Origin of the sequence: Croceibacterium salegens (assembly GCF_009827435.1) — a bacterium.
Taxonomy (GTDB): domain Bacteria; phylum Pseudomonadota; class Alphaproteobacteria; order Sphingomonadales; family Sphingomonadaceae; genus Croceibacterium_B; species Croceibacterium_B salegens.
On sequence record NZ_WTYM01000042.1, the window covers coordinates 30,001 to 54,572 of the forward strand.

The window sequence follows — 24,572 nt, forward strand, 5'->3', positions numbered from 1 at the left end:
ATGGCGCACGCATGCTTCACACCGGGGCTCCGGACGCGCGCATTTCGAGAATGCGCTCGCGATAGACCCGCAGTCCGTACCAATAGGTCGCGGCGGCCAAGGGAAAGGCGATCGCGGCGGACGTCGCCAGCGCGTAGCGAAGCATAGCCTCGTTGCCGAAGACCTCCTGTGTCAGGAACGCGACCAATGTCGGCCCGATGCTTCCGCCAGCAGCCATCATGACAAACAGGTAGATCGCTGTAACTTGGCCACGCATCTGGTTGGGCGTGACGATCTGCAAAGCCGTGTTTAGCGACGGAGCGGCCACGAGCATCAGCGCGGGTCCCAGTCCGCCAGCCAATAGCGCCAACCAGGGCGAGGGCATCAGCGGCATGACGATCATGAAAGGTACCGCGCAACTTATGCCGGTCGCCATTACCCGCATATTGGTGTCAGCGTAGCCCTTGGCGGCGAACCACTCATTGAACCAGACTGCGCCATAAAGTGCCGGGATCGAAAATCCGATGCTGACGAGACCGCTGTAGAGGCCGATCGTCGCCGGCGCCCAGCCATAGGTCCGCATGTAGAAGGCGGCACTCCACGCCCCCAAGCCCATCATGTGAATGGAAGTGAGCGCCAGGCCGAGGAACATCGGAAGGTAAAGCCTGCGATGCGTCCAGAGGAAGGCCACGACATCGCGCAGCCGGGTACCTTCCCTGCCGTCCACAACAAGCGAAGTGGAGCGCAGGCTGCGCCGTTCCGGTTCGGCCAACAGCCACATCAGCAACATTACCGGAATTCCCGTCAGACCCGTGAAGACGAATACCAGCTGCCAGTCACGAACCGCGCCGATCAACGGCATCTGCACCTCGGGCAATCCGCCGGTAATCCAGATCAGCAGCGCACCGAGTAACATCGACAATGCCGCCCCGCCCTGCAGTCCGACATTGTAGATGGCTATGCCGCGCGGCAACTTGCCGGGACGAAAATAGTCGGACAGCAGGGAATAGGAAAGCGGACCATTGATAGCCTCGCCAGTACCGATCCCGAAGCGCGCGGCGAAAAACTGCCAGAATGTCTGCGCCAGTCCGCAGGCGGCGGTCGCCGCGCTCCAGATCGCTATGGAAGCCAGCATCAACCATTTGCGGTTGTAGCGATCGACCAGTCGTGCCGCGGGTATGCCTACCACCGCGTAGAACAGAACGGCGGAGAAGCCGAGCAGGTAACTCATCTGCAAATCAGTCAGCTGAAGGTCGCGCTTGACCGATTCCACCATGAGCGTCGTGACGCCATTGTTGAGTTGCGCACACATCTGCACTACGGCGAGGGTCCAAGCCGCAAAATAGGCCTGCCCCATCGTCGGCCAGGCTTGTTCATGCGGACCTTCTTCGTGAGTGTCGGGCGCGGCAGCCGGGGATATCGCCTCGCTCATTTGGCGCTTCCGACCGCGAATGGGGCCTGGCCCGGCCGCACCGATCCGCTCCAATGCTCGGCGATCCTGCCGCTCTCGATGCGAAACATGTCGAAACGCGTCGTCGTGTAAGTTCTCATGGCGTCGAACGGATGCTGTTCGACACGTCCAGTCACGAGAACAACAAGATTCCCTTCGGCGACGACGGCGACCAGCGGAGCTCCGATCACGTCTTGCAGCGAGCCTTGGCCGAACTGCTCCCGGCCGGTGAAGCCGTTGGGGTCGTGTTCGCCATACCCCTTTGTCAGGTAATCCCTCGCTTGCCCCTCGCCTCCCGCGACGAACAGGTCGCGAAGTGCGACATAGGCGAGCCGTTTGCGAACGGCGAGTTCGGGATCCTCGCTTGCAAGAAGGTCCGCCTGACCGGTCCCGACGATGCCGGTGACCGGCTGCGGACCGCCTTGCTCCGGCGGCAAGACATCGGCGCCGGGACTATCCGCGAGCGAATGCCAATGTTCCGCAAGGCGGCCGTCCTCGATCCGGAACATGTTGAAATGCGTTGATGTATATTGCTCGCCCGTTGGGTCGGTGAGCGTATCTCTCAGCGCCATCACTACGCGGTCCCCCTCGGCGACCATCGCCACCAGCGGCGGGCTGACCAGGTCCGGAATCGTGCTGCGCGGAACGGCCGAAAAGATGCGCTTGAAGGCAGCCCGCCCCGTAGGCAGCACGGGGCTGTGCTGGATATAGCCTTCCTGAAGCATTTCGTCCGCCAACTCGACACGACCGGCATTGACGATGCTGCGCCACATATCGAAAACGAGTTGCTTGTTTGCGGCCAGCCCCGCATCGGCACTCTTGAGCAACGAAAGAGGTTCCGGATGGGCCGAGACCGGTTCGGGCGGTGCATTCAGGTCGAGCAGTTCGGCGCTCCCCTCACCGTCGCCGGTCGTGCAGCATGCGAGCAATCCCCACGCAACAAGTGTAGCCCATCGCATCTTGACCTGCCCATCCTCCCCGCTTTTGCCGCGGATTCTGCCTCACGGTCTTTTTTGTCGGTATACGGTGCCATCGCTCGCAGCCGATTGGTAAAATAGTGCGTTGAATTTCGACGCCGTCTGTCCTTTCATTTGCGGCTTTCATCAATTGTCGGCACTATTTTTGGCAGTCTCAAAGCGGCTCTTTGGCCAGTAGATTGGGAATTCCGGTTCCAAAACCCGGACCAATGCTCGGGAGGGGAGCAGGAATGCAAATCAACCAGTTACATCCGCTCTTCATGGGCGAGATAATCGGCCTCGATACCCGGACGCCACTCGCGCTCGAAGCGATCGACTGCGTGGAACAGGTAATGGCCGAATACGCGGTGTGCGTGATTCGCGATGCGGTCCTGGATGACGATAACCTCATCGCCTTCGCCCGTTCCTTCGGTCCGATGGAACTGGCCCCGCCGGGTAGCAAACGGATCGCCGAGGGACTCTACGATATTAGCAACCTCACTGCCGACGGAGAGATCCGACCCTATAATCCGGATGGTCCGCAACCGGTCGATTTCGAGCGCTTCCACACGGACAGCCCGTTCAACTCACTTCCAACGAAGTGGTCGTTTCTCCTGGCACACGTCACCCCGCCCAGTGGCGCTGACACGGAGTTCATCGACACTCGCGCCGTCTACGACGATCTGCCGCAAGAGATGAAAAGCCGGATTGAGGGCTTGGAGGTGGACCACGACATGTTCCGCGCTCTCAAACGCACTGGGGTAGAATTCGAGAACGAGGAGATGCGCAAGAATTTCCCGCGCATGACGCACCCGCTGGTTCGAACTTCGTCCAATGGTCGCAAAGCCCTGTACCTAGGTTGGCATGCGATCGACATCGTCGGATGGGAAGAAGAAGACGCCCTGGAACTGCTCGACCATCTCTTCGAATTCGCAACGCAGAACAAATACATTTATGCGCACAAATGGAGGCCGGGTGACATGGTTATCTGGGATAACCGCTGCACCATGCACAGCGCCACGGCATTCGAGCGCTATAAATATAAGCGCGATCTGCGCCGCGCGACGATCAATGAAAGTGGCCCCGAAGTTTCGGCCATCGAGGCAAACAGGAAGGCCAGCGAACCAGTCTGAACTGAACAATTGGGTGGGGAGTTTTCAATGAGGACGGCAACAAGGATAGTGGTCACTGCCGCCATGGCCCTGAACATGGTCCTGGCAGGGCCGAGCCTGGCTCAAAACGGACCGCCGCAGGGTGCCGATGGTCCGCCGCCTGAGGGCGCCAACGGTCCGCGACGAATGGCCATGCGGCGTGCGCCCGACCCTCGCGCGGAAGAGCGCACTTACAAGCTGCCCGCGACAGGGGAGGAAATGCGCTACACGATCTTCGCCTCGTCGAAGATCGATCCCAAGGTTCCCGCACCGCTGATCGTTGCGCTTCATGGCATGGGTGGCGATGCCAACTTCATCGTCGGAGAACGGTTGATCGATTTGGCAGAGGAAAACGGTTACGTCGTCGTCGGACCGATGGGATACAACGAAGTGGGTTGGTATGGCTCGCCGGTCATCGCCTTCGGCGGCAATGGACCCGAGCCTGCGAATCTTGCCGAATTGAGCGAGGTTGACGTTCTCAACGTCGCCGCCATTGCAACTAGCGAATACAACATCGATCCCAATCGGCAGTACCTGATGGGACATTCCATGGGCGGCGCAGGGACGATTTTTCTCGGCCAGAAGCATGCCGAACGATGGGCGGGCATCGCAGCCATTGCGCCGGCGGCATTCATGATGCAGTCAACGCAGGAGGCGGTTCTTGCCCCACTAAAGGAAGCCAAAGTCCCGGTGATGATTACCGAAGGCGGAGACGACAACGTGGTGCCTCCGGAGTCTGTGCGAACCTGGGCCGCTGCGATGGACCGGATGGGCCTGAAGAACGAATACCACGAAATGCCCGGCCTGAATCACGGCACAATCATTGGTGCCTCCATGCCTGAGATATTTCGCTTCTTTGCAGAGAACGTCCGAACGCCGCCGCCGCCACCGGCATTCACGCCGCGCAGAGTACCTGGCGCTCCATTACGGCTTCCCATGAACTAGGCCAAATGATTACGGAGTGGGCACCGAGCGCGCGATCCGGCGAGAGACGTCCGCCACTAGAGGTGATCAGTGGAAGTGAGATTGCGTTCGGTGAGATCAATCATCGCGCTCCGAGTGTCAGTGAGCGACGAGACCAAGAAGCTCGTATGGGCTGGACACGCCCAGACGACGGTATGCCCTTTGGCGAAATGTGACGACCGAAGACTTGGCGATGCCGAGTTCTATCGACGTTGCTTCAACACTTAGGCCAAGCGCAGCCCGCGCGCAGACCTGACGTTGGCGTTGCGTCAAGCTGGCGCAGCGCATCCCGAAACGCTCCTCGAGCTCGGTCGGCGAAAGAACCCGGTTAGAAGCGGCCTGACTCACCGAGATCGGCAGCATTGGCAAGGCCAGCCGGGCAAGCGCGACGATATTGTCAATTTCTCGATCGGAGAACGTTCCTCCGCTTGAATGTCGCGCGACATTCATTCCGCGCCAGCAGTCCCTGCCGCGCTGGACGATGGACACCCGTTCGACGATACCGCCTTCATCGAAAAAACGGCGGCGGAACGCGACCGAGCGAATGTCGCCCGGCCCGATCCGCTGGAGCGCCATCGAACCCGGACGGATTGCGCTGTCGTACAAGTCCCTGATCGGATCGATTTGCTTGTATTGCTGCGCATAGTCCGCGAACAGCACCGCGATCTGCGGCTCGCAATGGTAGTAACGCAGCGCGTCCTCGTCAGCGCTTGTCGCTTCGAACAGGTAAATTCGCCGTACACCGGCCGTGAGAGCTTCGACGCAGTCACGCACGACTCCACCCAGACGGCCGCTGCCTAGCGATCCCAGAAGCCGATCGTACAGGGGATCGATCGCCGGATTCAGGCGAGTGTGGGTGATTTTCCGGATCTCGGCCACAGTGCATTCTCCCCAGGTCCAGACGAGTTTGCCCTGTCCTCCCGCGATAGGACAGACCTCGAAGCAACTTGGCCCCATCTGTGTCGAAACACTAGGAGAGAGTAAATGCTTGACGGCCGCAAAGTGATGATCACGGTCGCCCTGAACGGCGGCATGCAGCAAGACCGCGAGGGCGCCGTAGTTCCCAAGCAGCCCGAAGAGATCGGAGAGGCTGCCGCCCGCTGCTGGGAAGCGGGAGCGTCGTTGGTTCATGTGCACGCGCGAGGGCCGGACGGCAAGAACAGCGGAGACCCGGCGATATACGCTGAGATCATCCGCCAGATACGCGCCCGCTCGCCGATCCTGATCCAGACCACAAACGGCATCGGGGTTCGCCGCGACCCGTCGACCGGGCAATTCATCTGGCCGACCGACAGCGAACGCCTTGGCTTGCTCGAAATCGAGCCTCAGCAGGACCTCTTCGGAATTGCCGGGGGTTCTGCCGACTTCCACAACCCGGAAGGCGGCTATCCCGAAGAAACGCCCTACGTGAATTCTCCGCAGCTCCTGAAGAGAACTATCGAGGCGGTCTACGCGAAGGGCTCTGCACTCGAATATGAGATCGTCGAGGCCAGTTCCCTGCACCGCCTGATGCGGTATGCAGACGAAGGCCTGTTCGACCGCAACCGGTCCAACATCTGGCTCTTGCACGGGGGCGGGTTCGGGGCGACGCCTCCCGTGGCACGCAATGTGATCTTCAATATCGATGAGGGCCTGCGAATGTTTCCTCAGGCAATCTGGGGCGTCACCGCGACAGGGCGAGACATGTTTCGCATTGCAACGATCGGTCTGGCCATGGGCTGCGATCTTGTCCGCGTTGGCTTCGAAGATGGCATCCACTTGCCGGATGGGACTGTCGCCCGGGATAACGCCGAGATGGTGAAGGCAGCATCGCGCATCGCCGCGATATTCGGCCTCCAGCCGGCAAGCGTCGAAGAAGCCCGCGCAAGGTTCGGCATATGACCGCCTCGCGCGTTGCGGCCCGCAAGACGATCGCGATCTGCACCGTGATCTATGCGCTCGACGGACTGATCCACACGATCCTCGGACCGCTCGCTCCCGAGATTGCCCGGACTCTGTCACTCGGCAACGCGCAGCTGGGCCCGATATTCTCCTCCAATCTGATCGGGCAGTGCATAGGCCTCGTGTTGTTTCCCGCAATCGCAACGCGGTTCGGACATCGATTGACGGTTACTCTCGCTGTAGTCGGGTTTGCGCTGGGCCAGGCCGCTAGCGCGCTTGCCGACAGCGGGGCGCAGCTCTTCGCCATACGCCTGGCAACCGGAATCTTCCTCGGCGGCTGCCTGCCGAGTTGCCTTGCGATCGTGACCGAACAGGCACCGGAAGGGCGACGGGGTTTGTCGATCCTGAGTCTATTCACCGGCTACGGCCTCGGTGCCGCGCTCGCAGGCGCCGTCGCGGCCGGTTTCGCGGAATTCGGCGGATGGCGTACGGCGATGGTCGCCATCGGTGCTCTGTCCTTGGCAACCGCCGTCGGTGCATGGCTGTGGCTGCTCGAGCCGGACCCGTTGCAGCCCGCGTCGTCTGCGCAGGGCCAAGCTGCCGGTACCTTGGCCGCAGTTGAACTGGTGCGCTCCGAATATATGGTCGGTACGTTGATGCTGTGGCTGCTGTTCATCCTCTTGCTGACCATCAGCTACTGTCTGAACTCGTGGCTTCCGATCATGCTGGTCGACGCGGGATTCAGCGAATCCTTCGCTGCACTGTCCGTGACCACGTTCGGGTTCGGCGGCGCCATCGCGGCTCTAGGCGTGGGAATCCTGATCGATCGCTTCGGTGCGATGACGATCCTGCTTGCGTTCCTCACTATGGCGGCGGCTCTACTGTTTGCGACGGGGCAAGCAATGGAGGATGCCTCCCCCACGCTGCTCACGCTGCTCCTCGCAGCGACCGGCTTTTTCAGTCTCGGGGCCTACGGTGGCGTCAACGTCGTGCTGGCTGGCTTTTATCCTGGGCCGCTGCGGGCCACAGGTATCGGCTGGGCCAAGAGCGTAGGACGGCTCGGAACAGTGATCGCCCCGATCACCATCGGCTTCGCTCTTTCGGCGGGAATGACCGGAAGCAGCGTAATGTCGCTCTTTGCCGTTCCCGCGGTCCTGGCCGGGCTAGCGCTCGTCGTAATTTCATTCACTGCCACTTGGCGGGCCCATTCGACGGGATAGGTCGCGAACCTTCAGAGCCGAAACATATTTGAGATGCGTTCTGTCATTCTTGCTGGGTTCGATTCTGGTTCGGACGGCGTCAGGCAACGGCGAAAGCATAGAACACTCCGCCGGTTGTGTTTTGCGGGCGAGGCCAGGGGGAGGCTCCTGCTGGGATGGTGTCTGCGTGCTCGAATATGGATTGGGTATTCGGCTTCCACTCTCTCCGCCAGTTTTCCGAAGCAAAGCCCGGAAGCGCTCAGTCATCCAGGCTGGCTATGGCATCGGCAACAGCCTTTCGCGTCGAAGCGCCTATCGATGGACTGGCCTGGAACAGGTGGACGCTGCCGCCAAGGTCGAGCTTGCCTGAACGGGTGAGCTGGTCGGCAAGATCATCACCCACCCCGCTGAGATACAGGGCTCCGCCTACTTCGGCCAGTTGATCGGCATAGTCGTCAAGCACATCGATCAGGGTTGCGCCCGCTGGACTGTGTCCGCGCAACCGCAATACGACAACCGGTTCGATGGCCGACCGGGGATCAGGCAGCTTTTCCGCAAGGGTCCTGGCGCCGGCGAAGAACAGGCTACCATGAACATCTAGGATCGTAACGTCATCACCTTCCAGTCTTGCGGGTGGAGCGGTCTCTTCGACAGTACCATCGGCTCGCCGGATGAGCCGGTGAACCGCAACATCCCTTGCCGATGAACCGACAAAGTAGACCATCGTCACCAGGACCCCAACTCCCACCGCAATGGGAATGGAGGTCAGGAGGCAGGCAACAAAGGTAACGAGAATGGCCCAGCGTGCCCCGCCCGCGGTCTTCCAGACCGATAAGGCCTCGCGGCCGTTGAACGCGCCGACCCCTGCCATGATCATCATCGCGGCCAGCACCGACATCGGAACGCGAGCGACCAGTTGAGGTAACAGCGCTATGAAGGCGACCATCCAGATTGCCGAAAATATCCCGGCGTAACGGGAGCGGGCCCCGAGCGAAATGTTCAGTGCCGTTTGCCCCACGGAGCCCCCGGCGGGAATTGCGGTGAAAAGGCTGCCCGCAAGGTTGGCAATACCCTGCGCGGTCATGTCCCGCGAGACGCTGGCGGGACGGCCGTCGAGGTTCTGGGCGGTCTGGGCGACCCCGGCCGCCTGTATTGCAATCACCACAGCAATCGCAAAGGCTGATGCCGCGAGATCCAGGGTGAAGAGGCCAAAGTCGGGAAGGCGCGGGATCGGGAGGCCGCTTGGGATTTCGCTCTGCGATCCGACGTCCGCTACGTCGCTCCATCCAATCAGGACCACGAGTAGGGATGGCACGAGGAGAGCAACTATCGCGCCCCAATTTCTCCAGCGCGTTCGTCCCAGGGCCACCATTATGGCCAGGGCGAGGCATCCGATCGCAGCGGTGTGGAGGTGGATTTCACCCAACTTGGCAGGAAGACCAAACATCTTGACCAGCGCGCTGCCGGCCGGCGCACTGAATCCGAGCAATTGCGGAAACTGATCGAGAATGAGCGTGACCGAGACTCCGAGCAGGAAGCCCGTCATCACGGCATGCGAAACGAAACGCATCAGCCTGCCCGCGCGAAGCACTCCCATGAGCAGCAGCAAGCCACCGATCATGCCGACCAGCAACATCAGTGCGGGTTCCCGGTCGGATGGCTCGTATGCCGACAGCGCCTCGGCCGCCGCTATTGCCGATGCGCTTGTCGCCGCGATCTGCATCCGCTGGGTACCCAGCAGCCAGTTGCCGGCAGAAGGAGCTACGACGCTGGTGTAAAGACCGAGAACGGGATTGACGCCCACCATGGCGGCAGATGCGAGGCCGTCGGGTATGGCGACCACCGCGTTGATCAGGCCGACGACAGGCTCGCGCCGTAATCGACTCCATTTCCCGGCAAGTCCGGCTTCCGCGTCAGTACCAGCCATTCGGCCACCTCTAACGCCTTGTACGCACCCGATCGGGTCGGTTTTGGTCAGAGCGATTTGAGCTGGTTCCTGCAGGCCCGCGAGAAGTCGGACGCCGGCTCAAGTTCGCGCGATGGGAACACGGCTGCGCCGACCGGAGACACCTCGTGATCGGACTAGAAGCTCCGTCAGTTTTTTCCTGTCTTTCGCATTCCTGGTAGTCGCAGCGATTGAATATCCCTGCGGACAGACCATATCGATTGTGCGGGTCGCAGCGAGCGGGCAAGAAGGCCACGCAAGCCTTTGCACTCACACCTGAAATCGGATTATGGAGCTGCCATGAATTCGAATGTCAGTCCTGTGGAACTCGACACGCTTGAAGCGGTGTCGGAGAGCGAAATCGAGGTCCTGCGCGAAAGTGCGCACCGGGCCTCGACCTTGCTCAAGCAACTCGCAAACGAGCAGCGCCTGCTCATCATGTGCAAGCTGATGGAAGGCGAATGCTCGGTCTCGTACCTCGCCGAACATATCGGCCTCGCGCAGTCGGCAACTTCACAGCACCTCGCCAAGCTGCGCGAAACCGGCCTGCTTGCAACGCGCCGCGACGCGCAAAGCATCTATTACCGCATCGGCGACGAAAACGCCGTGCGCGTGCTCAAGACCCTGTGCGAGATATTCGCCCCGCCGGGTCACTGACGGGCGCTGCGTTGCGTGCGATGCAACACCGGATGACGACAAAGCACTTGGGACTGGCAGAAGCGAGGGCGTAGGAAGCCGGCATGGCCTCGCTACTCGACCCCCTCCTCCTCGCCCGGGTCCAGTTCGCCTTCACGGTCAGCTTCCATTTCATCTTCCCGTCGTTCTCGATCGGGCTCGCGAGTTTCCTGATGGTGCTCGAAGGTCTGTGGCTGAAGACCGGGAAGTCGATCTACCTCGACCTGTTCAGGTTCTGGCTGAAGATCTTCGCCGTGGCCTTCGCCATGGGCGTCGTCTCGGGGATCGTCATGAGCTACCAGTTCGGCACAAACTGGGCGGTGTTCTCCGACAAGGCCGGGCCGGTGATCGGGCCGCTGATGGCCTACGAGGTCCTGACCGCCTTCTTCCTCGAAGCGGGCTTCCTCGGCGTGATGCTGTTCGGGATGAACAAGGTCGGCAAGGGCCTGCATTTCGCCGCCACCTGCATGGTCGCGCTCGGCACGTTTATCTCGGCGTTCTGGATCCTTTCGGTCAACAGCTGGATGCAGACTCCGACCGGTTACGAGATTGCCGCCAACGGCCAGTTCCTTCCCGGCCCGAGCTGGTGGGCGATCGTCTTCAACTCGAGCTTCCCCTATCGTCTCATCCACACCGTGCTCGCCGCCTACCTGACCACCGCCTTCGCCGTCGGCGGCGCCGGCGCCTGGCACCTGCTGAAGGACCCGGCGAACGCCCACGCGCGCAAGATGTTCTCGATGGCGATGTGGATGGCCGCGCTGGTCACGCCGATGCAGATACTTGCAGGCGACCAGCACGGGCTAAACACGCTCGAACACCAGCCGGCCAAGGTCATGGCAATGGAGGGGCATTTCCAGAGCCACCCCGACGGCGCACCGCTGGTCCTGTTCGGCATTCCCGACAGCGAGGCGCAGACGATGCATTACTCGGTCGAGATTCCGAAAGCCTCCTCGCTGATACTCAAGCACGACCTCGACGCACCGCTTGCGGGGCTCGACTCCGTTGCGCCCGAGGACAGGCCTCCGGTCGGGCCGGTGTTCTGGGCCTTCCGGCTCATGGTAGGGATCGGCACGGCCATGCTCGGCGTCGGGCTGTGGAGCCTCGTCGCGCGCTGGCGCGGCAAGCTCTACGACTGGCGCTTGCTGCACCGCGCCGCGCTGCTGATGTCGCCCGCCGGGTTTGTGGCGGTTATCGCCGGCTGGGTCACCACCGAGGTGGGGCGCCAGCCGTGGACGATCTATGGACTGCTGCGCACCGCCGATTCCGCCAGCCCGCTCGGTGCGCCGGCGGTCGGAGCCTCGCTGCTCGCCTTCGTCGTCGTCTACTTCGCCGTGTTCGGGATCGGCGTTTGGTACCTGCTGCGGCTGATGGCGCATACCCCGCACAGCGGTGAGACCGGCGTTGCCGGGCAGGAAACCGGGCCGGTGCGCACCTCAGGGATCGTGCCGGGCACGGCACCCCGGCTGGAGCGCGAGCCATGAGCGGCAGCATCGACCTGACGACGATCTGGGCCTTCATCATCGCCTTCGCGGTGTTCGCCTATGTCGTAATGGACGGATTCGATCTCGGCATCGGCATCCTTTTCCCCGCGGTGACCGTGGGCCACGGGCGCAACCGGGCGATGAACGCCATTGCGCCGGTGTGGGACGGCAACGAGACCTGGCTGGTGCTCGGCGGCGGCGGGCTGATGGCCGCCTTCCCGCTGGCCTACGCGGTGATCCTGCCGGCGACCTACCCGCTGATCATCGCCATGCTGCTCGGCCTGGTCTTCCGCGGCGTGGCATTCGAGTTCCGCTGGCGCGACGAGGCGCACCGGCCGTTCTGGGACCTCGCCTTCTTCGGCGGCTCTCTGGTCGCGGCAATGAGCCAGGGGATGATCCTCGGCGCGCTGCTTCAGGGCATCGAGGTCGCCGATCGCGCCTATTCCGGAAGCTGGTGGGACTGGCTGACGCCCTACACCCTGCTGACCGGGCTCGGCACCGTCGCCGCATACGCGCTGCTCGGCGCCTGCTGGTTGATCTGGAAGCTGTCGGGCGATGTTCAGGAGAACGCCTATCGCCTTGCGACCCGGGCGGCCGTCGCAACGCTGGTGCTGATGGCCGCGGTCAGCGCCTACAACCTCGTGCTACTCGACCAGTATCGCCATCGCTGGCTGGAGCTGCCCAACATCCTGTTCGCTAGCCAGGTCCCGCTACTCACCGCGATCGTTGCCGCGACGCTGTTCTGGGCGCTCAAGCGGCGCCGGGAACTGGCCCCGTTCCTCCTTGCCCTCGCCCTGTTCCTTCTCGGCATGGCCGGTCTCGGCGTGACCATCTGGCCCAATGTGGTGCCGCCTGCGATTTCGATCTGGGAGGCCGCCGCCCCGCATCGGAGCCAGGTCTTCATGCTGGTCGGCGTGGCGATCACCCTGCCGCTGATCATCGGCTATACTGGCTGGGCTTACTGGGTCTTCCGCGGCAAGGTCGGCACCGAGGGATACCACTGATGACCGCGCCCGGCGAAAGCCTCGCCCCGCTGTGGCGGCGGCTGGCGTGGATGGCGGCGATATGGGCCGCCAGCGTGACGGTGCTGGGCTTCGTCGCCTGGCTGCTGCGGCTGGTCCTGGCGCCCTGAAAACCGGTCCCGGCCGGGCGCGGAATCGACGCGCAAAGAAAATCCGGCCTGAGTCACAAACAAGTCATATCGGCACCCCACAAGGCCCCCGAGACAGGGGCAATTGGCATGAACCTCTTCCTGATTTTCGGTACATCCGAGGAGGTCGGATCCTTCGAGGAATTCGAGCTCAACGATGCAAAATTCGCCTTCAGGTACTTGCCGCCCGAGGGGCCTTCGGCACTGATCGAAGGGCCTTGCTGGATCTTCGTCGACTGGATGCTGCCCGAGCTCTCGGGACTCGAGATGTGCCACCGGTTGCGCGCGGACACGCGGACCAAGGATGCCCACATCACCATGGTGCTCGAACTCGACGACATCGAGGATCGTCGCCGCGCGTTGCGGGCCGGGGCGGACGACTACATGCTCCAGCCGGCGAGCCGTCAGGCGATGCTCGACCGCATCCTGGCGCACAACCCGGTCAACGGCTTTCGGGGCGCTCCCGAAATGATCGAGGCCGGCAGGCTGAAGATCATGCCCGCCGCCGAGCGTGCCTGCTGGAACGACGAGGTGCTGACGCTCAGCCCGAACGAATTCCGCCTGCTGCGCTTCATTGCCGAGAATCCCAACCGTGTGCTGTCGCGCAAGGAACTGATCTCGGCGCTCGGCAAGTCGGGCGATCCCGATTACCTGCGCACCGTCGACGTGTGGATCAAGCGCCTGCGCTCAGCGCTGCGCAAGGCCGGGGCCGGGCAGATCCTGCGCACCGTCACCAACAAGGGCTACGTCCTCGACATTCTCTGACGCGCTGCCGCCTGGTGCGGCACCAAGGCCTGAACGCGAAGCGGGCGGGCCGGGTTGTCCCGACGCGCCCGCTCCTTTTTCCAGTCGCTCAGAAGTTGGCGGAGATCGAAAGGCCGTAGGTCGTACCTTCCTTGTAGGTGTTGACGTCGAGGCGGTTGCTTCCCGACTGCTGATATTCCTCGTGGTCGGTGCCGAGGATGTTGCGCACCTCGGCCTCGGCTTCGAGATCGACGCCCAACAGGTTGAAGCCCTCGCGCCAGACGAAGTCGAGCTGCACGCCCGGCCGCTCGATAATATCGGGCTGCGGGATCGTGCCGTTGAGACCGCGGCTGACGACGCGCTCGCTGGCGTAGCTGACCAGGAAGGTCTGCTGCGACAGCCGGCCGTCGTTCTCGAGGCCGACCTGCAGGTTGACCAGGTGGTCCGACTGACCGGTCAGCGGCAGGCCGTCCTGGAAGTAGTCGCTGGCGATGGTCGAGGCGGCGCCGAAGTAGGTTACCGTGTCGTTGGGCCCGACCTTCAGCTTGGACTGCGTGTAGGTGTAGTTCGCTCCAACGAGCAGGCGGCGCATGCCGTCGCCCACGAAATCGCCGAGGTCGAAGTACTTCTGCAGGTCGAGTTCGGCGCCGTAGAGCGTCGCCTCGGGTGCGTTTGCATAGGACGTGGTCAGGTCGACGCCAACGATGAAGGCCTCGATCGGATTGTCGATCTTCTTGTAGAAGCCGGCCACCGAAACCCGCTCGTCGCGCGCGAAGTAGTACTCGAAGCGCGCTTCGGCGTTGTAAAGCTGGCTGTCGCCGAGCAACGGGTTGCCGCGATAGGGGCGGCTGGTCTCGGGATCGAAGTAGGGCTGGTTGATCAGCTCGCGGAACTGCGGCCTGGCGATCGTCTTCGAGGCGTTGAGGCGCACCTGCATACCCGGTTCGATCTCGTAGGTCAGCGTCGCCGCGGGCAGCCAGTAGTCCTTCTTGAGACCGGTCACCACGGTGCCCGAACCTGGAGTGGTGAACACCTGGATCGGAGAGACCATCTGGTCGCCGTTCTCGTAGCGCACGCCGAGATCGAGGCTGAGCGCATCGGCGATCTGCCACGTTCCCTTGCCGTATCCGGCCCAGGTGGTCAGGTCGGCGGCGAAGGCGGGATTGCCCTCGTCGGTCTCGATCATCTGCAGGCCGTTGCTGTACATCAGGAAGGTCGGCGCGGACAGGGCGTTCACCAGCCGGTCGGGGCGCAGCATGCCGATCGCCGAGATGACTTCCGACGAGCCCATGAACTGGTTCGGCGCGAGGAACAGGAAGTCGCGGCGCGATACCGAGCGGTGCGTGTCCGAATAGGCCGCGCCGGCGGTAACCTTGAGCTCGGGGAAGAGCTCGTAGGTCAGGTCGACGCCGCCCGACCACAAATCTTCATTGAGGTCCGAGAAGGTAACGCTGCCGTTGCCGCCGTTGCCGTTGTTCAGGCGGTTGACGAAGTACGCGCCGAACGGGTCCGCCGGCGAATTGGTGCGGACATACTCGAACGTCAGCTCGAAGGGTGCCTTGCGCTTCGAATTGGCGTAACCGCCCCGCACGTCGAGCGACAACCGATCCGTCAGTTCGAACTCACCGACAATCTGCGAATCGAACAGCTGGCGTTCGTACCAGCCGGTGCCCTGCCGGAAGAAGTCGGCGAGGTTGTTCTGTGACGGACGCTGGCCGATGCCGATGCGGGACTGCTTGATCGTGTCGTGGATGTAGAGGTTGGTCCAGCGGACCGAATTCTCACTGAATTCGTAACCGAGCCCGAACAGTCCGTTCACGACCACGCGCTGGTCGGTCTTGGTGGTGGTGAAATCGCTCTCGATGGTGGAGAGGTCCGCGCTCAGCGAGGTCTGCTGGTGCGGCTGGGTGGTCTTCCACTTGCTCGAATAGCCGGCCGTGGCGATGACGCCGAAATCACCATCGCCGAGCGGCCACGACTTGCCCGCAGAAATGCTGCCGCTGAAGTTGGCCGGGATGTCGTTCCAGGTCTGCACCACGGAGTTGCGGCCGGTGACGATCTCGCGCGCGATCTGTGCCGACTGGACGGTGCCCGAGCTGAGCCGATCGCCGCTGTCGAAGAACGCCTGCAGAGCGGGCGGGGTGTCGCGATTGCCGTTGTCGTAGCCGGTCCAGTCGGAACTGCTGCCGTAATACGTCAGGCCCGTGTGGAAGGTGGTTATCGAATCGCCCGACGCGCCGACCGACACTGTCAGGAAGGCATCGCGCGGCACGGCCTTGGTGGTCAGGTTGATCACACCGCCGCCGAACTCGCCGGGGTAGTTCGCCGAGTAGCTCTTCTGCACCAGCGAAGAGGACAGCAGCCCGGTCGGGAACAGGTCTAGCGGGACCACGCGCTTGAGCGGCTCGGGGCTCGGCAGCGGCGAGCCGTTGAGCAGCGCCAGCGAGTATCGATCGCCGAGTCCGCGCACGTAGACGAAGCCGTTACCGACGACACTGAGGCCGGTGACGCGCGAGAGTGCGCCCGCGATGTCGCCCTCGCCGGTACGGGCGATTTCCGCTGCCGACAGGACGCTGACGACCTGCGTCGAGGATTCCTCGACGTTTCGGTTGGCCCGGCCGGTGACGATGATCTCGCCCCCGCCCGGGACCGAGATGTCGACATCTTCCGCGTCCTGGTGCTGGCCATCGTTGTCGGACGTGGTCGCGGTGTCGTTGGCCGCGCCCTCGTCCTGCGCATGTGCCAGCGCCGGAAAGGTTAGTGCAGTGGTGAATAGTAGAGCGCCTGCGAGCCGCGACGATGTGGACATCGGATTTCCCTCAATAACTGATGCGTTGGCGGGGGCAGCCATGACCGGCCGCCCCCGCTGCGAGGCTGGGCAGCCGGTCAGTTTGTCGGCAGCGAAGTGCAGCTGCCGCCGCCGCCGAGGTCCGCGTAGGAGCTGTTGCAGGTCCAGCCCGCGGCCCAAGCAGTGTTACCCGACCAGGCGGCCCCGATGTGGTACGGTGTCGGCGTCTCCGTGAAGAATGAGTCGACGCCACTTCCGGCGAAAGTCGCAACACCGTCTTCGTTGGCGCCGTTGACGAACAGGCCGGTGAGCGTCGAAGTGAGGCTGTCGTCGTTACCGTTTGCGCCCGAACCGAACATCGTTTGGACCTGCGCAGCGGTGTAACTGCCGGTTCCGATGTACTTGGTTGCGTTGCAGCTCATCACTACCGAGCGCGTCGTAAGCGTGGCCGGGGTCGTGCCCGAACCGTTCATGCGGATGCATTCGTTCATCGGCGTATAGATCACGCCATTGAGCAGTGTGACGTCGGCATTGCCACGGAAAAGCGTCGAAGCCTGGTCGGCACCTTCGTTGTTGGCGCTGACCTGCGTCTGGATGCCGGTGAAGTTGTCGACCCGCAGGCGCGTGCGGGGGGTATCCGCCTCGTTTCCGTTCGAATCGATTTCCATCAGCGCGTCGCCTTCGCCCGGGCGCTGGATAAGCAGCACGTACTGCAGGCTGGCGCGCGCACCGGTATCGACGTCGAGGCTGTCGTCGTCGGCGCCGGTCGAGATGTAATACTTGAAATGGAAGTTTCCGCCGAAGAACTCGGCGCCGTCGTCCGAGCTGTTGTGCGACTGGAAGTGCTGCAGCGAGGTGCCCGAGCCGACACCTTCGAGGGTAAGCGACTGCAGTTCCTTGTTCGCGCTCAGGACGAAGCCCGAGTAGCGCACCTGGATGTAGTCGATCGAACCGGCGTTGTAGGTGTCGTCGTTGCCGCCAAACAGAGCCTTGTCGACCGCACCTTCGGTGTCGCGCTCACAGGTGTTGCTGGCCACCGAGCCGGTGTCGCAGTCGGTGATTTTGGCGCGGCCGAGCAGTACGATGCCGCCCCACTGCCCGATCGTGCTGTCGGTAGCGAACCCGGCGACGTTGTCGCTGCTGGTGAAGACGATCGGCTGGGTCGCAGTGCCGACCGCGTTGATCTTGTTTCCACGGTTGACCGCGAGCCAGGACTGGCCGGTGCGGGCGAAGACCACGACGCCCGGTTCGATCGTCAGCGTGACATTGGTGTCAGAAGTGATGGTGCCGCAGCCGACCGTGGTCGAGGCGTAGCCGCCGCCGCCGCCCGGGGCGCTGAAACCGCCGTCGCATCCGACGTCGACGCGGCCGTTCATCGCGTAGAGCACGCCCGGCAGCTTGCGCAGGGTGCTGGAAGCCTTGATCACGCGCGGCAGTTCGCAAATCCGATAGGAGCCGGTCGGACCCGAGATCGTGCCTCCGTCTTTCAGGCCTTGCGGGTCCGTGATCGTCGGGCAGGCGCCGGCCGCGGTGACCAGCGTCGAACTCGGCGTCGGAGTCGGCGTCGGAGTAGGTGCCGAGTTGTTGACGTTGACGGTTACGTCGCCATTGGTCCCGGGGGACGCGATGTCATCTGGCCCGCAGGCGGAAAGCGCGAGCAGACTGCAGCCGAGTACGAGCGAGCGGTTGAAGTATTTCACAGCAGATTGTCCCCTCATGACGTGAGAATCGAAGGCGGTACGAATGACCGTCTCGACCTGCCGCTAAGCCCGTGAGGTGACAGGAATCTTGCAAGATTTCCGTTTTGCTACAAAGCTGTAATTATGTTTGCCATGTGACAGATATGACAATTGACTGGTGAGTACCGGGCAATTTCCGGCCGAATATTACAGTTCAATGACATTATTTCATTTTTGTTGCAGTCGAGGTGTCGCCGGGTCAGACATGCTCCCAAGAACCGCGTTTTTGGGGAGTCCAATTGATGCCGATTGCCATGCTTCTTGCCTCCGCACTGGTTGTGCAGGCGCCCGCTCCGGACGAAGATGTCGTCGAAGTGGCCTATCCCGAGATGCGCGCCGGCCACTCGGCCGAGGCGATCGAAAAGATCGAGGAGGCCGATGCGCGCGATGCCGACCATCCCGCCCGGCTCATCAACCTTGCCGTGGCCTATGCCCGTGAGGGCAAGACCGACGAGGCGCGCGCCCTGTTCCTGAAAGCCGCCGCCAGCGACGATCGCTATCGCCTCGAAACGGCGAGCGGTGATTGGGTAGATTCGCGCACGCTCGCGCGCGAAGGCCTTACAATGCTCGACAGCGGCGAGTTCAGCGCACCGCGCTTCGCCGCCCGCTAAGCCAGAACCACGTCCGGAAGACCGAGGGCGTCCCTGCACAGGCGGGGCGCCCAATTTTTTAATCCTTCGAATCTGGGGATGTGCTGGTTTGGTCTTTTGTCTCCGTCTTGTCATTAGAGCTTCTTAAGACAGTCCGTTGGAGGGTCCAATGGTACGTCGCCGATTCGCATTCCTGCTCGTGATTGCAGGCGCTGTAGCGCCCGTGGCGGCGCATGCGGACGTCCTGGAGATCGGCAGCTCGGGCGCGGCCTGGGTTTCCGGCGGTCCGGTTGGCGCAAGCGCGCCGACTGCCGTCAGTCCTACTGAAATTCCCGACGTCGGCGATTTTACCTTTCCCGAAGAGGCGGTCGCCTCCCCGCTCGTGAACAGTGCCGCCCTACCCCCGAAATACGACGCCGCCGTCCGCCAGCTCGCCGCGCGATTCGACCTCAGCCCGGCGCTGATCGAAGCTCTGGTGTGGCAGGAGAGCCGCTGGCGCGAAGGGGCGCAGTCCCCGGTCGGTGCGCGCGGCCTCGCCCAACTCATGCCCGGCACCGCGCGCGAGATGGGGGTCGACGCCGACGACCCCCTCGGCAACCTCGAAGGTGGCGCCCGGTACTTGCGTCAGCAGCTCGATCGCTTTAACGGCGACCTCGAAAAGGCGCTTGCCGCCTACAACGCAGGCCCTGGCCGCGTCGAACAAGCCGGGGGCATTCCCCGCATTCGCGAAACCCAGACATACGTTGCCGCCATCATGGGACGGCTGTCGGATCATTCCCGGAGCGATAACTAACATGCGTACAATTTCCCGCTTTGCCGCCGCCCTGGCGCTTCTCGTTCCCGCCGCCGCCCAGGCACAGACGGCCAACCCGCAGGGGTCCGGCCCGATCGTCAACGCGCTGGCCTGGATGCAGGGAACGCTGCTCGGCAACGTCGCCACGGCGGTTGCCGTGATGGCGGTCGCCGCGGTCGGGTTCATGATGCTTACCGGCCGCCTCAACTGGCGCTTCGGGGCGACCGTGATCGTCGGCTGCTTCGTGCTGTTCGGCGCCGCCTCGATCGTCTCGGGCATCCAGGTTGCGGCGGGCTGAGGGCTGATGGAACTCGTCCGCCACCCCGTCCATCGCGCCCTCACGAGGCCGCAGATGTTCGCCGGGGTGACCTACAACTTCTTCATCATCAACGCTGCGGTCACGACCGAGTTGTTCCTGATTACGGGCAGCTTCCTGGCCCTGCTCGGCGCGCTGGTGATGCATCTGGTGGGCTATTTCGCCTGCCTGCGCGAGCCGCGAATTTTCGACCTTTGGATCACCAAAGTCAGCAAGTGTCCCCGCGTGAAGAACTGGAAGCGCTGGGGCTGTAACAGCTACGCCGCGTGACGCGGCAGAGGACTGACAAATGAGCGAGAAATGGCTCGGAGCCGCCGCCTGGAGCAAGAAGGAAGCCCTCGCCGGCGACCGCCTGCCCTACCTGCGCCTGGTCGATGAGAACACCGTGCTCCTGCGCGACGGCTCGCTGATGACCGCGCTGCAGGTGCCCGGCCTGCTGTTCGAAACCGAGGACACGATGGCGCTCAACGCCCATGCGGCGACGCGCGAGGTCATGCTGCGTTCGAACCTCGATGCGCGCTTCGTGCTCTATCACCATGTCATCCGCCGCCGGGTCAGCGTTTCGCTCGAGGCGACGTTCGACGATCCCCTGGCGGCACACATCGACCGCCGTTGGCGCGACAAGCTCGGTTCGGGCTCGCTGTTCGTCAACGACCAGTTCGTGACCCTCGTGCGCCGCCCGGCGCGCGGCAAGGCGGGCCTCGCCGAAAAGGCCGCCCGGATGTGGCGCCGCAAGGGCCGCGTCGAGGTCGAGGCCGATCCGCGCGAACTGCGGTCGCTGCGCGCCGTGGCCCAGGCGCTTGCCGCCTCGCTCGGCGAGTACGGCGCCCAGCCGCTCGGCGACTACGACGGCCCGAGCGGGTCGACCAACAACGAGTTGCTCGAACTGCTGAGCGCGCTCTACAACGGCGAGATGCGCCCGGTGCGCCGGCCCGCGGACGATGCCGACATCGGCCAGATGCTCCCCTACCGCCGCGTCAGCTTCGGGCTCGACGCGATGGAAGTGCGCGGCTCGGGCGGGTCGGACTTCTCCGCCATCCTCAGCCTCAAGGACTATCCCGACGCGACCAGTCCCGGCCTGCTCGACGCACTGCTGCGTCTGCCCTGCGAGATGGTCGTTTCGGAGAGCTTCGCCCCGCACGACCGCCAGGTCGCCCGCGAGCGCATCGACCTCGCCATCCGGCGCCTGCGTTCGGCCGACGAGGAAGCGGTCGCCGAGCGGCACGACATGGCCGCGGCCCGCGATTCGCTCGGCACCGGATCGGTCATCTTCGGCGACCACCACCTGACCGTGCAGGTCCGCGAACGCAGCCTCGACCGCCTCGACGATGCCGCCGCCGCCTGCGCCGCGGCGCTCGCCGACACCGGCGCCATCGCCGTGCGCGAAGATACCAATCTCGAACCAGCGTTCTGGGGCCAGTTCCCCGGCAACGAGCAATACCTCGTGCGCCGCGCGATGATCTCCAGCGCCAACATGGCGAGCTTCGGCAGCCTCCACGGCTTCGCGCTCGGCAAGGCCGAAGGCAACCACTGGGGCGATGCCGTCACGCTGCTCGAAACCACCAGCGCGACGCCGTTCTTCTTCAATTTCCACCACGGCGACCTCGGCAACTTCTCGATCATCGGCCCGTCGGGCTCGGGCAAGACCGTGGTGATGAACTTCCTCGCCGCGCAGGCGCAGAAGTTCTCACCCCGCACGATCCTGTTCGACAAGGACCGCGGCGCCGAGCTGTTCATCCGAGGCATCGGCGGGCGCTACGACCGCATCCAGGCGGGCGAGCCTTCGGGCTTCAACCCGCTGGCGCTGGCCGACAACGCCACCAACCGCGCCTTCCTGCGCGACTGGTTCGCGGTGCTGCTCAAGGCCGAGGGTCCGGAAGAGTTCGCGACTATCGCCGCCGCGGTCGATGCTGCCTACGCCAACGATGCCGGCCTGCGCCGCCTTCGCCACTTTCGCGAACTTCTCTCCGGCTCGCGCCGCCCCGAGGCCGGCGACCTCGCCGACCGCCTGACTCCGTGGATCGAGGGCGGCGAGCACGCCTGGCTGTTCGACAATTCTGTCGACCGCCTTGACCTTTCGGCCCGCGTGCTCGGCTTCGACATGACCGCGCTGCTCGAGAACCCGCGCCTGCGCACGCCGGTGATGATGTACCTGTTCCACCGCATCGAGGAGCGGCTCGATGGCGAACCGACCATGATCCTGGTCGACGAGGGCTGGAAGGCGCTCGACGATGAGGTCTTCGCCGCCCGCATCCGCGACTGGCTCAAGACACTGCGCAAGCGCAACGCGCTGGTCGGCTTCGCGACGCAGAGCGCCCGCGACGCGCTCGACAGCAAGATCGCCACAGCGCTGGTCGAGCAGACCGCGACGATGATCTTCATGCCCAACGCCAAGGCGCGGGCCGAGGACTATTGCGACGGTTTCGGCTTGACCGAGCACGAGCTGGCGCTGATCCGCAGCCTGCCGGCGCACAGCCGCGCGTTCCTCGTCCGCCAGCCCGATGCGTCGGTGGTCGTGCGGCTCGACCTTGCGGGCGCGCCCGAAGTGATGACGATCCTCTCCGGCCGCGAATCCACCGTGCGCAGGCTCGACCTGCTGCGCGAGGCCGTGGGCAACGAACCCGCCGCCTGGTACCCGGCCCTTACCGGCCGCGCCTGGCCGGGTGGACCGCGGGAAGACGAGGACGAATTCGAATCGATGGCGGCGGCCGAATGAGCGCCGCGGCCTGCCAGCGAGCGGTAGAGCAGGTCGGCAGTGGAATCGCTGCCAGCCTGCAGGGCGTCGACTGCGCCGCCAGCGGCATGGCGCAGGCCGCCTTCTCGCGCCTGTTTGGCAGCGGTGGTTCGCTGGTCCCGGCGCTGACCATCCTGCTGACACTCTATGTCGCGCTGTTCGCCTTCGCCCTCATCACCGGGCGCAGCCGTGTCGGCGTTTCCTCGCTCACGCCGCGGATCGTCACACTCGGCCTCGTGCTGACCTTCGCAACGAGCTGGATCGCCTACCAGAGCGTGGTCTGGAACCTCGCCACCGGCGCACCGAACCAGATTGCTGCCATCCTCACCGGCACACCCGGCAACGCGACGATGGTCTTCGCGCAGAAGATCGATGTCGTCTTCGAGGCGCTTATTCAGGCGTCGGGCGGACAGGCAAGTCCTGATTCCGCGTTCTCGCCGCCCGGCCTGCTGTGGCTCGGCGGAACGCTCTTCCTACTCGGCACGGTCGGACTGCTGGCGACGACACGCATCGCGCTCGCCATCCTGCTGGCGATCGGCCCGGTCTTCGTGGTCTTCGCGCTGTTTCCCGGCACTCGCGGGCTGTTCGTGGGCTGGCTCAAGGGCGTGGTCATGCTGGCCATCGCCCCGTTGTTCGCCGTTCTCGGCGGATCGATGATGCTCGAACTTTCGGTCCCGGTGCTTTCGGCGCTGGTCGAAGTGCCCGGCCAGATCGACGCCCAGGCGGCCATGGCGTTCTTCATGATCGCCGCGGTCTACATCGCGCTCATGTTCATGACGCTCAAGGTCGCCGCGACGATGGTCAACGGTTGGAGCGTGTTCGGCCTGGCCAATGGTTCGCGGGAAGAAAAGATCGAAACCGCCGCCGCCGCCGCGAGCCGCCCGATACCTGCCATTGCCCCACCGGCCGCCGGCGCCGCGGTCGACCAGGCCCGCTACGCAACGGCAGCCCCATCAAGAGAGATCCGACTGGCTTCGGCTGCGCCGCTTGCAGCCAACAATGCAGGGGGCGCAGTCAACCGCCGCGAGGTCCGCGTGAGCGGCACCTCTGGCCAGCCCTCGGGTGCAAAATCGATTTCGCGCGCCTCTGGCGTCGGGAGCCGCTTCCGCAGCCCGGCCGTGCGCAAGACGGAGAAAATGAAATGAGTCGCATCCTGCTTGGCGCAACGCTGCTCGCGATCTGCGTTGCTGCGTCAGCGCGCGCGCAAGACACACGCTTGGCCAACAAACTCTATGATCCTGCGCAGGTGGTGCTGATAGAAGGGAAAGTAAACATTCAGGCCACGATCAGATTTGACAAGAATGAAACGATTGAAAACGTTGCTATTGGCGATTCTCGCGCGTGGCAAGTGACTCCCAACAAACGAGCTAATCTGCTATTCGTGAAGCCTATGGCCGAGCGCGCCACCACCAACATGACAGTAATAACCGACAAAAGAACATACTATTTCGACTTAGTTGCAAACCCAAATGCTAAACCAATATATGCTCTCGATTTCGAGTTTCCGAACAATGCAGTCGACGAATCGAAGCAAGTGGCAGATACGGCGCGTCAACCCAATTCAGTCGAATTTGCGGCTGCTAACGATCCCTATGCGGTAGTAAATCCCAATACTCTAAATTTCGAATGGCGCGCACAGGGCGACAAAGACGTGCTGCCTGATCGTGTCTATGACGATGGCGAAGCGACCTTCCTCATCTGGCGAACAGGACAGCCGCTGCCGGCTATTTTGCTGAAAAATGACGAGGGGGCTGAGGGTCCCGTGAATTTTGCGGTTCGTGGTGACGTAATCGTCATCGCCGGAGTGCCGAGAGAAATCGTACTGCGATCTGGTAGGCATTCCGCAAAATTATCAAATGAAGAGTCGGGCAGGCAACTTGTGAGGAGCGGACCTGCTGCATTGGCCCGCATCAATGCTTCGGAGATCAAGCAATGAAGCTGGCAATGCGACTGGCGGACAAGTCCGCCCGGACCGCGGAAAACGATCGCGATCCGCGTGACGGCGAAAGCGCCGAGGTCATCGACCTGGCCAGCCGTA

22 protein-coding genes are annotated in these 24,572 nt (G+C 63.4%); 16 read left to right on the top strand and 6 right to left on the bottom strand.

The features are described from left to right. Positions 1 to 16: 16 nt before the first annotated feature. Both GRI89_RS10475 and GRI89_RS10480 read right to left on the bottom strand, forming a co-directional pair. Complete coding sequence (locus tag GRI89_RS10475; protein WP_159794909.1) at positions 17 to 1,411, bottom strand: MFS transporter; 1,395 nt, start codon at positions 1,409 to 1,411, stop codon at positions 17 to 19. Continuing rightward, positions 1,408 to 2,256, bottom strand: a complete 849-nt coding sequence (locus GRI89_RS10480) for a nuclear transport factor 2 family protein (RefSeq protein WP_159794911.1) — start codon at positions 2,254 to 2,256, stop codon at positions 1,408 to 1,410. The genes GRI89_RS10475 and GRI89_RS10480 overlap by 4 nt, the downstream gene beginning before the upstream one ends. Positions 2,257 to 2,636: 380 nt before the next feature. On the opposite strand from GRI89_RS10480, the gene GRI89_RS10485 reads away from it, so the two are divergent. Both GRI89_RS10485 and GRI89_RS10490 read left to right on the top strand, forming a co-directional pair. Beyond that, complete coding sequence (locus GRI89_RS10485) at positions 2,637 to 3,518, top strand: TauD/TfdA dioxygenase family protein (RefSeq protein ID WP_159794913.1); 882 nt, start codon at positions 2,637 to 2,639, stop codon at positions 3,516 to 3,518. Between the two features lie 63 nt (positions 3,519 to 3,581). Further along, positions 3,582 to 4,481 carry an alpha/beta hydrolase-fold protein gene (locus GRI89_RS10490; protein WP_159794915.1) on the top strand — a complete coding sequence of 300 codons (900 nt, stop codon included), beginning with the start codon at positions 3,582 to 3,584 and terminating at the stop codon, positions 4,479 to 4,481. A gap of 117 nt (positions 4,482 to 4,598) precedes the next feature. Here GRI89_RS10490 and GRI89_RS18285 read toward each other — a convergent pair whose 3' ends face one another. Beyond that, positions 4,599 to 5,378 (bottom strand): helix-turn-helix transcriptional regulator, encoded by a 780-nt coding sequence (locus GRI89_RS18285; RefSeq protein WP_159794917.1) that lies wholly within the window; start codon positions 5,376 to 5,378, stop codon positions 4,599 to 4,601. A 105-nt stretch (positions 5,379 to 5,483) separates the two neighbouring features. Between GRI89_RS18285 and GRI89_RS10500 the strand changes: the two genes are divergently transcribed. Further along, on the top strand, positions 5,484 to 6,380 hold the full coding sequence (locus GRI89_RS10500; protein ID WP_159794919.1) for a BKACE family enzyme: 897 nt from the start codon (positions 5,484 to 5,486) through the stop codon (positions 6,378 to 6,380). Next, a complete protein-coding gene (locus tag GRI89_RS10505) occupies positions 6,377 to 7,600 on the top strand; it encodes an MFS transporter (RefSeq protein WP_159794921.1) in 1,224 nt (407 codons plus the stop codon). Before GRI89_RS10500 ends, GRI89_RS10505 begins: the two co-directional genes overlap by 4 nt. A 238-nt stretch (positions 7,601 to 7,838) precedes the next feature. Here GRI89_RS10505 and GRI89_RS10510 read toward each other — a convergent pair whose 3' ends face one another. After that, entirely contained in the window at positions 7,839 to 9,506 is a 1,668-nt protein-coding gene (locus GRI89_RS10510) for a SulP family inorganic anion transporter (RefSeq protein ID WP_159794923.1), read from the bottom strand. 318 nt (positions 9,507 to 9,824) lie between these two features. Between GRI89_RS10510 and GRI89_RS10515 the strand changes: the two genes are divergently transcribed. The 5 genes from GRI89_RS10515 to GRI89_RS10535 all read left to right on the top strand — a co-directional run bounded on the left by GRI89_RS10515 (position 9,825) and on the right by GRI89_RS10535 (position 13,595). Further along, entirely contained in the window at positions 9,825 to 10,181 is a 357-nt protein-coding gene (locus GRI89_RS10515; RefSeq protein WP_159794925.1) for an ArsR/SmtB family transcription factor, read from the top strand. Between the two features lie 83 nt (positions 10,182 to 10,264). Further along, on the top strand, positions 10,265 to 11,680 hold the full coding sequence (locus GRI89_RS10520) for a cytochrome ubiquinol oxidase subunit I (RefSeq protein WP_159794927.1): 1,416 nt from the start codon (positions 10,265 to 10,267) through the stop codon (positions 11,678 to 11,680). Then, complete coding sequence (gene cydB, locus GRI89_RS10525) at positions 11,677 to 12,684, top strand: cytochrome d ubiquinol oxidase subunit II (protein ID WP_159794929.1); 1,008 nt, start codon at positions 11,677 to 11,679, stop codon at positions 12,682 to 12,684. The genes GRI89_RS10520 and cydB overlap by 4 nt, the downstream gene beginning before the upstream one ends. Then, on the top strand, positions 12,684 to 12,812 hold the full coding sequence (locus GRI89_RS10530; protein ID WP_159794931.1) for a DUF2474 domain-containing protein: 129 nt from the start codon (positions 12,684 to 12,686) through the stop codon (positions 12,810 to 12,812). Before cydB ends, GRI89_RS10530 begins: the two co-directional genes overlap by 1 nt. A 108-nt stretch (positions 12,813 to 12,920) precedes the next feature. Beyond that, positions 12,921 to 13,595: a response regulator transcription factor gene (locus GRI89_RS10535; RefSeq protein WP_159794933.1), complete on the top strand. Its 675-nt coding sequence runs from the start codon at positions 12,921 to 12,923 to the stop codon at positions 13,593 to 13,595. Between the two features lie 88 nt (positions 13,596 to 13,683). Here the strand turns inward: GRI89_RS10535 and GRI89_RS10540 are convergent, their stop codons facing one another. Next, on the bottom strand, positions 13,684 to 16,383 hold the full coding sequence (locus tag GRI89_RS10540; protein WP_159794935.1) for a TonB-dependent receptor domain-containing protein: 2,700 nt from the start codon (positions 16,381 to 16,383) through the stop codon (positions 13,684 to 13,686). A 77-nt stretch (positions 16,384 to 16,460) separates the two neighbouring features. Then, on the bottom strand, positions 16,461 to 18,062 hold the full coding sequence (locus GRI89_RS10545; protein WP_328598207.1) for a hypothetical protein: 1,602 nt from the start codon (positions 18,060 to 18,062) through the stop codon (positions 16,461 to 16,463). A 281-nt stretch (positions 18,063 to 18,343) separates the two neighbouring features. On the opposite strand from GRI89_RS10545, the gene GRI89_RS10550 reads away from it, so the two are divergent. From GRI89_RS10550 to GRI89_RS10580, 7 genes are all read left to right on the top strand, one after another. Beyond that, a complete protein-coding gene (locus GRI89_RS10550) occupies positions 18,344 to 18,712 on the top strand; it encodes a tetratricopeptide repeat protein (protein WP_159794939.1) in 369 nt (122 codons plus the stop codon). Between the two features lie 202 nt (positions 18,713 to 18,914). Further along, entirely contained in the window at positions 18,915 to 19,484 is a 570-nt protein-coding gene (locus GRI89_RS10555) for a lytic transglycosylase domain-containing protein (RefSeq protein ID WP_407924977.1), read from the top strand. Position 19,485: 1 nt separating this feature from the next. Continuing rightward, positions 19,486 to 19,782 carry a TrbC/VirB2 family protein gene (locus GRI89_RS10560; RefSeq protein WP_159794945.1) on the top strand — a complete coding sequence of 99 codons (297 nt, stop codon included), beginning with the start codon at positions 19,486 to 19,488 and terminating at the stop codon, positions 19,780 to 19,782. A gap of 6 nt (positions 19,783 to 19,788) precedes the next feature. Further along, positions 19,789 to 20,070, top strand: a complete 282-nt coding sequence (locus tag GRI89_RS10565) for a type IV secretion system protein VirB3 (protein ID WP_159794948.1) — start codon at positions 19,789 to 19,791, stop codon at positions 20,068 to 20,070. A 19-nt stretch (positions 20,071 to 20,089) separates the two neighbouring features. Beyond that, a complete protein-coding gene (locus tag GRI89_RS10570; protein ID WP_159794951.1) occupies positions 20,090 to 22,516 on the top strand; it encodes a VirB4 family type IV secretion/conjugal transfer ATPase in 2,427 nt (808 codons plus the stop codon). Beyond that, positions 22,513 to 23,679, top strand: a complete 1,167-nt coding sequence (locus GRI89_RS10575; protein WP_159794954.1) for a type IV secretion system protein — start codon at positions 22,513 to 22,515, stop codon at positions 23,677 to 23,679. The genes GRI89_RS10570 and GRI89_RS10575 overlap by 4 nt, the downstream gene beginning before the upstream one ends. After that, positions 23,676 to 24,470, top strand: a complete 795-nt coding sequence (locus tag GRI89_RS10580; RefSeq protein WP_159794957.1) for a TrbG/VirB9 family P-type conjugative transfer protein — start codon at positions 23,676 to 23,678, stop codon at positions 24,468 to 24,470. Before GRI89_RS10575 ends, GRI89_RS10580 begins: the two co-directional genes overlap by 4 nt. The last annotated feature ends 102 nt before the right edge of the window (positions 24,471 to 24,572 follow it).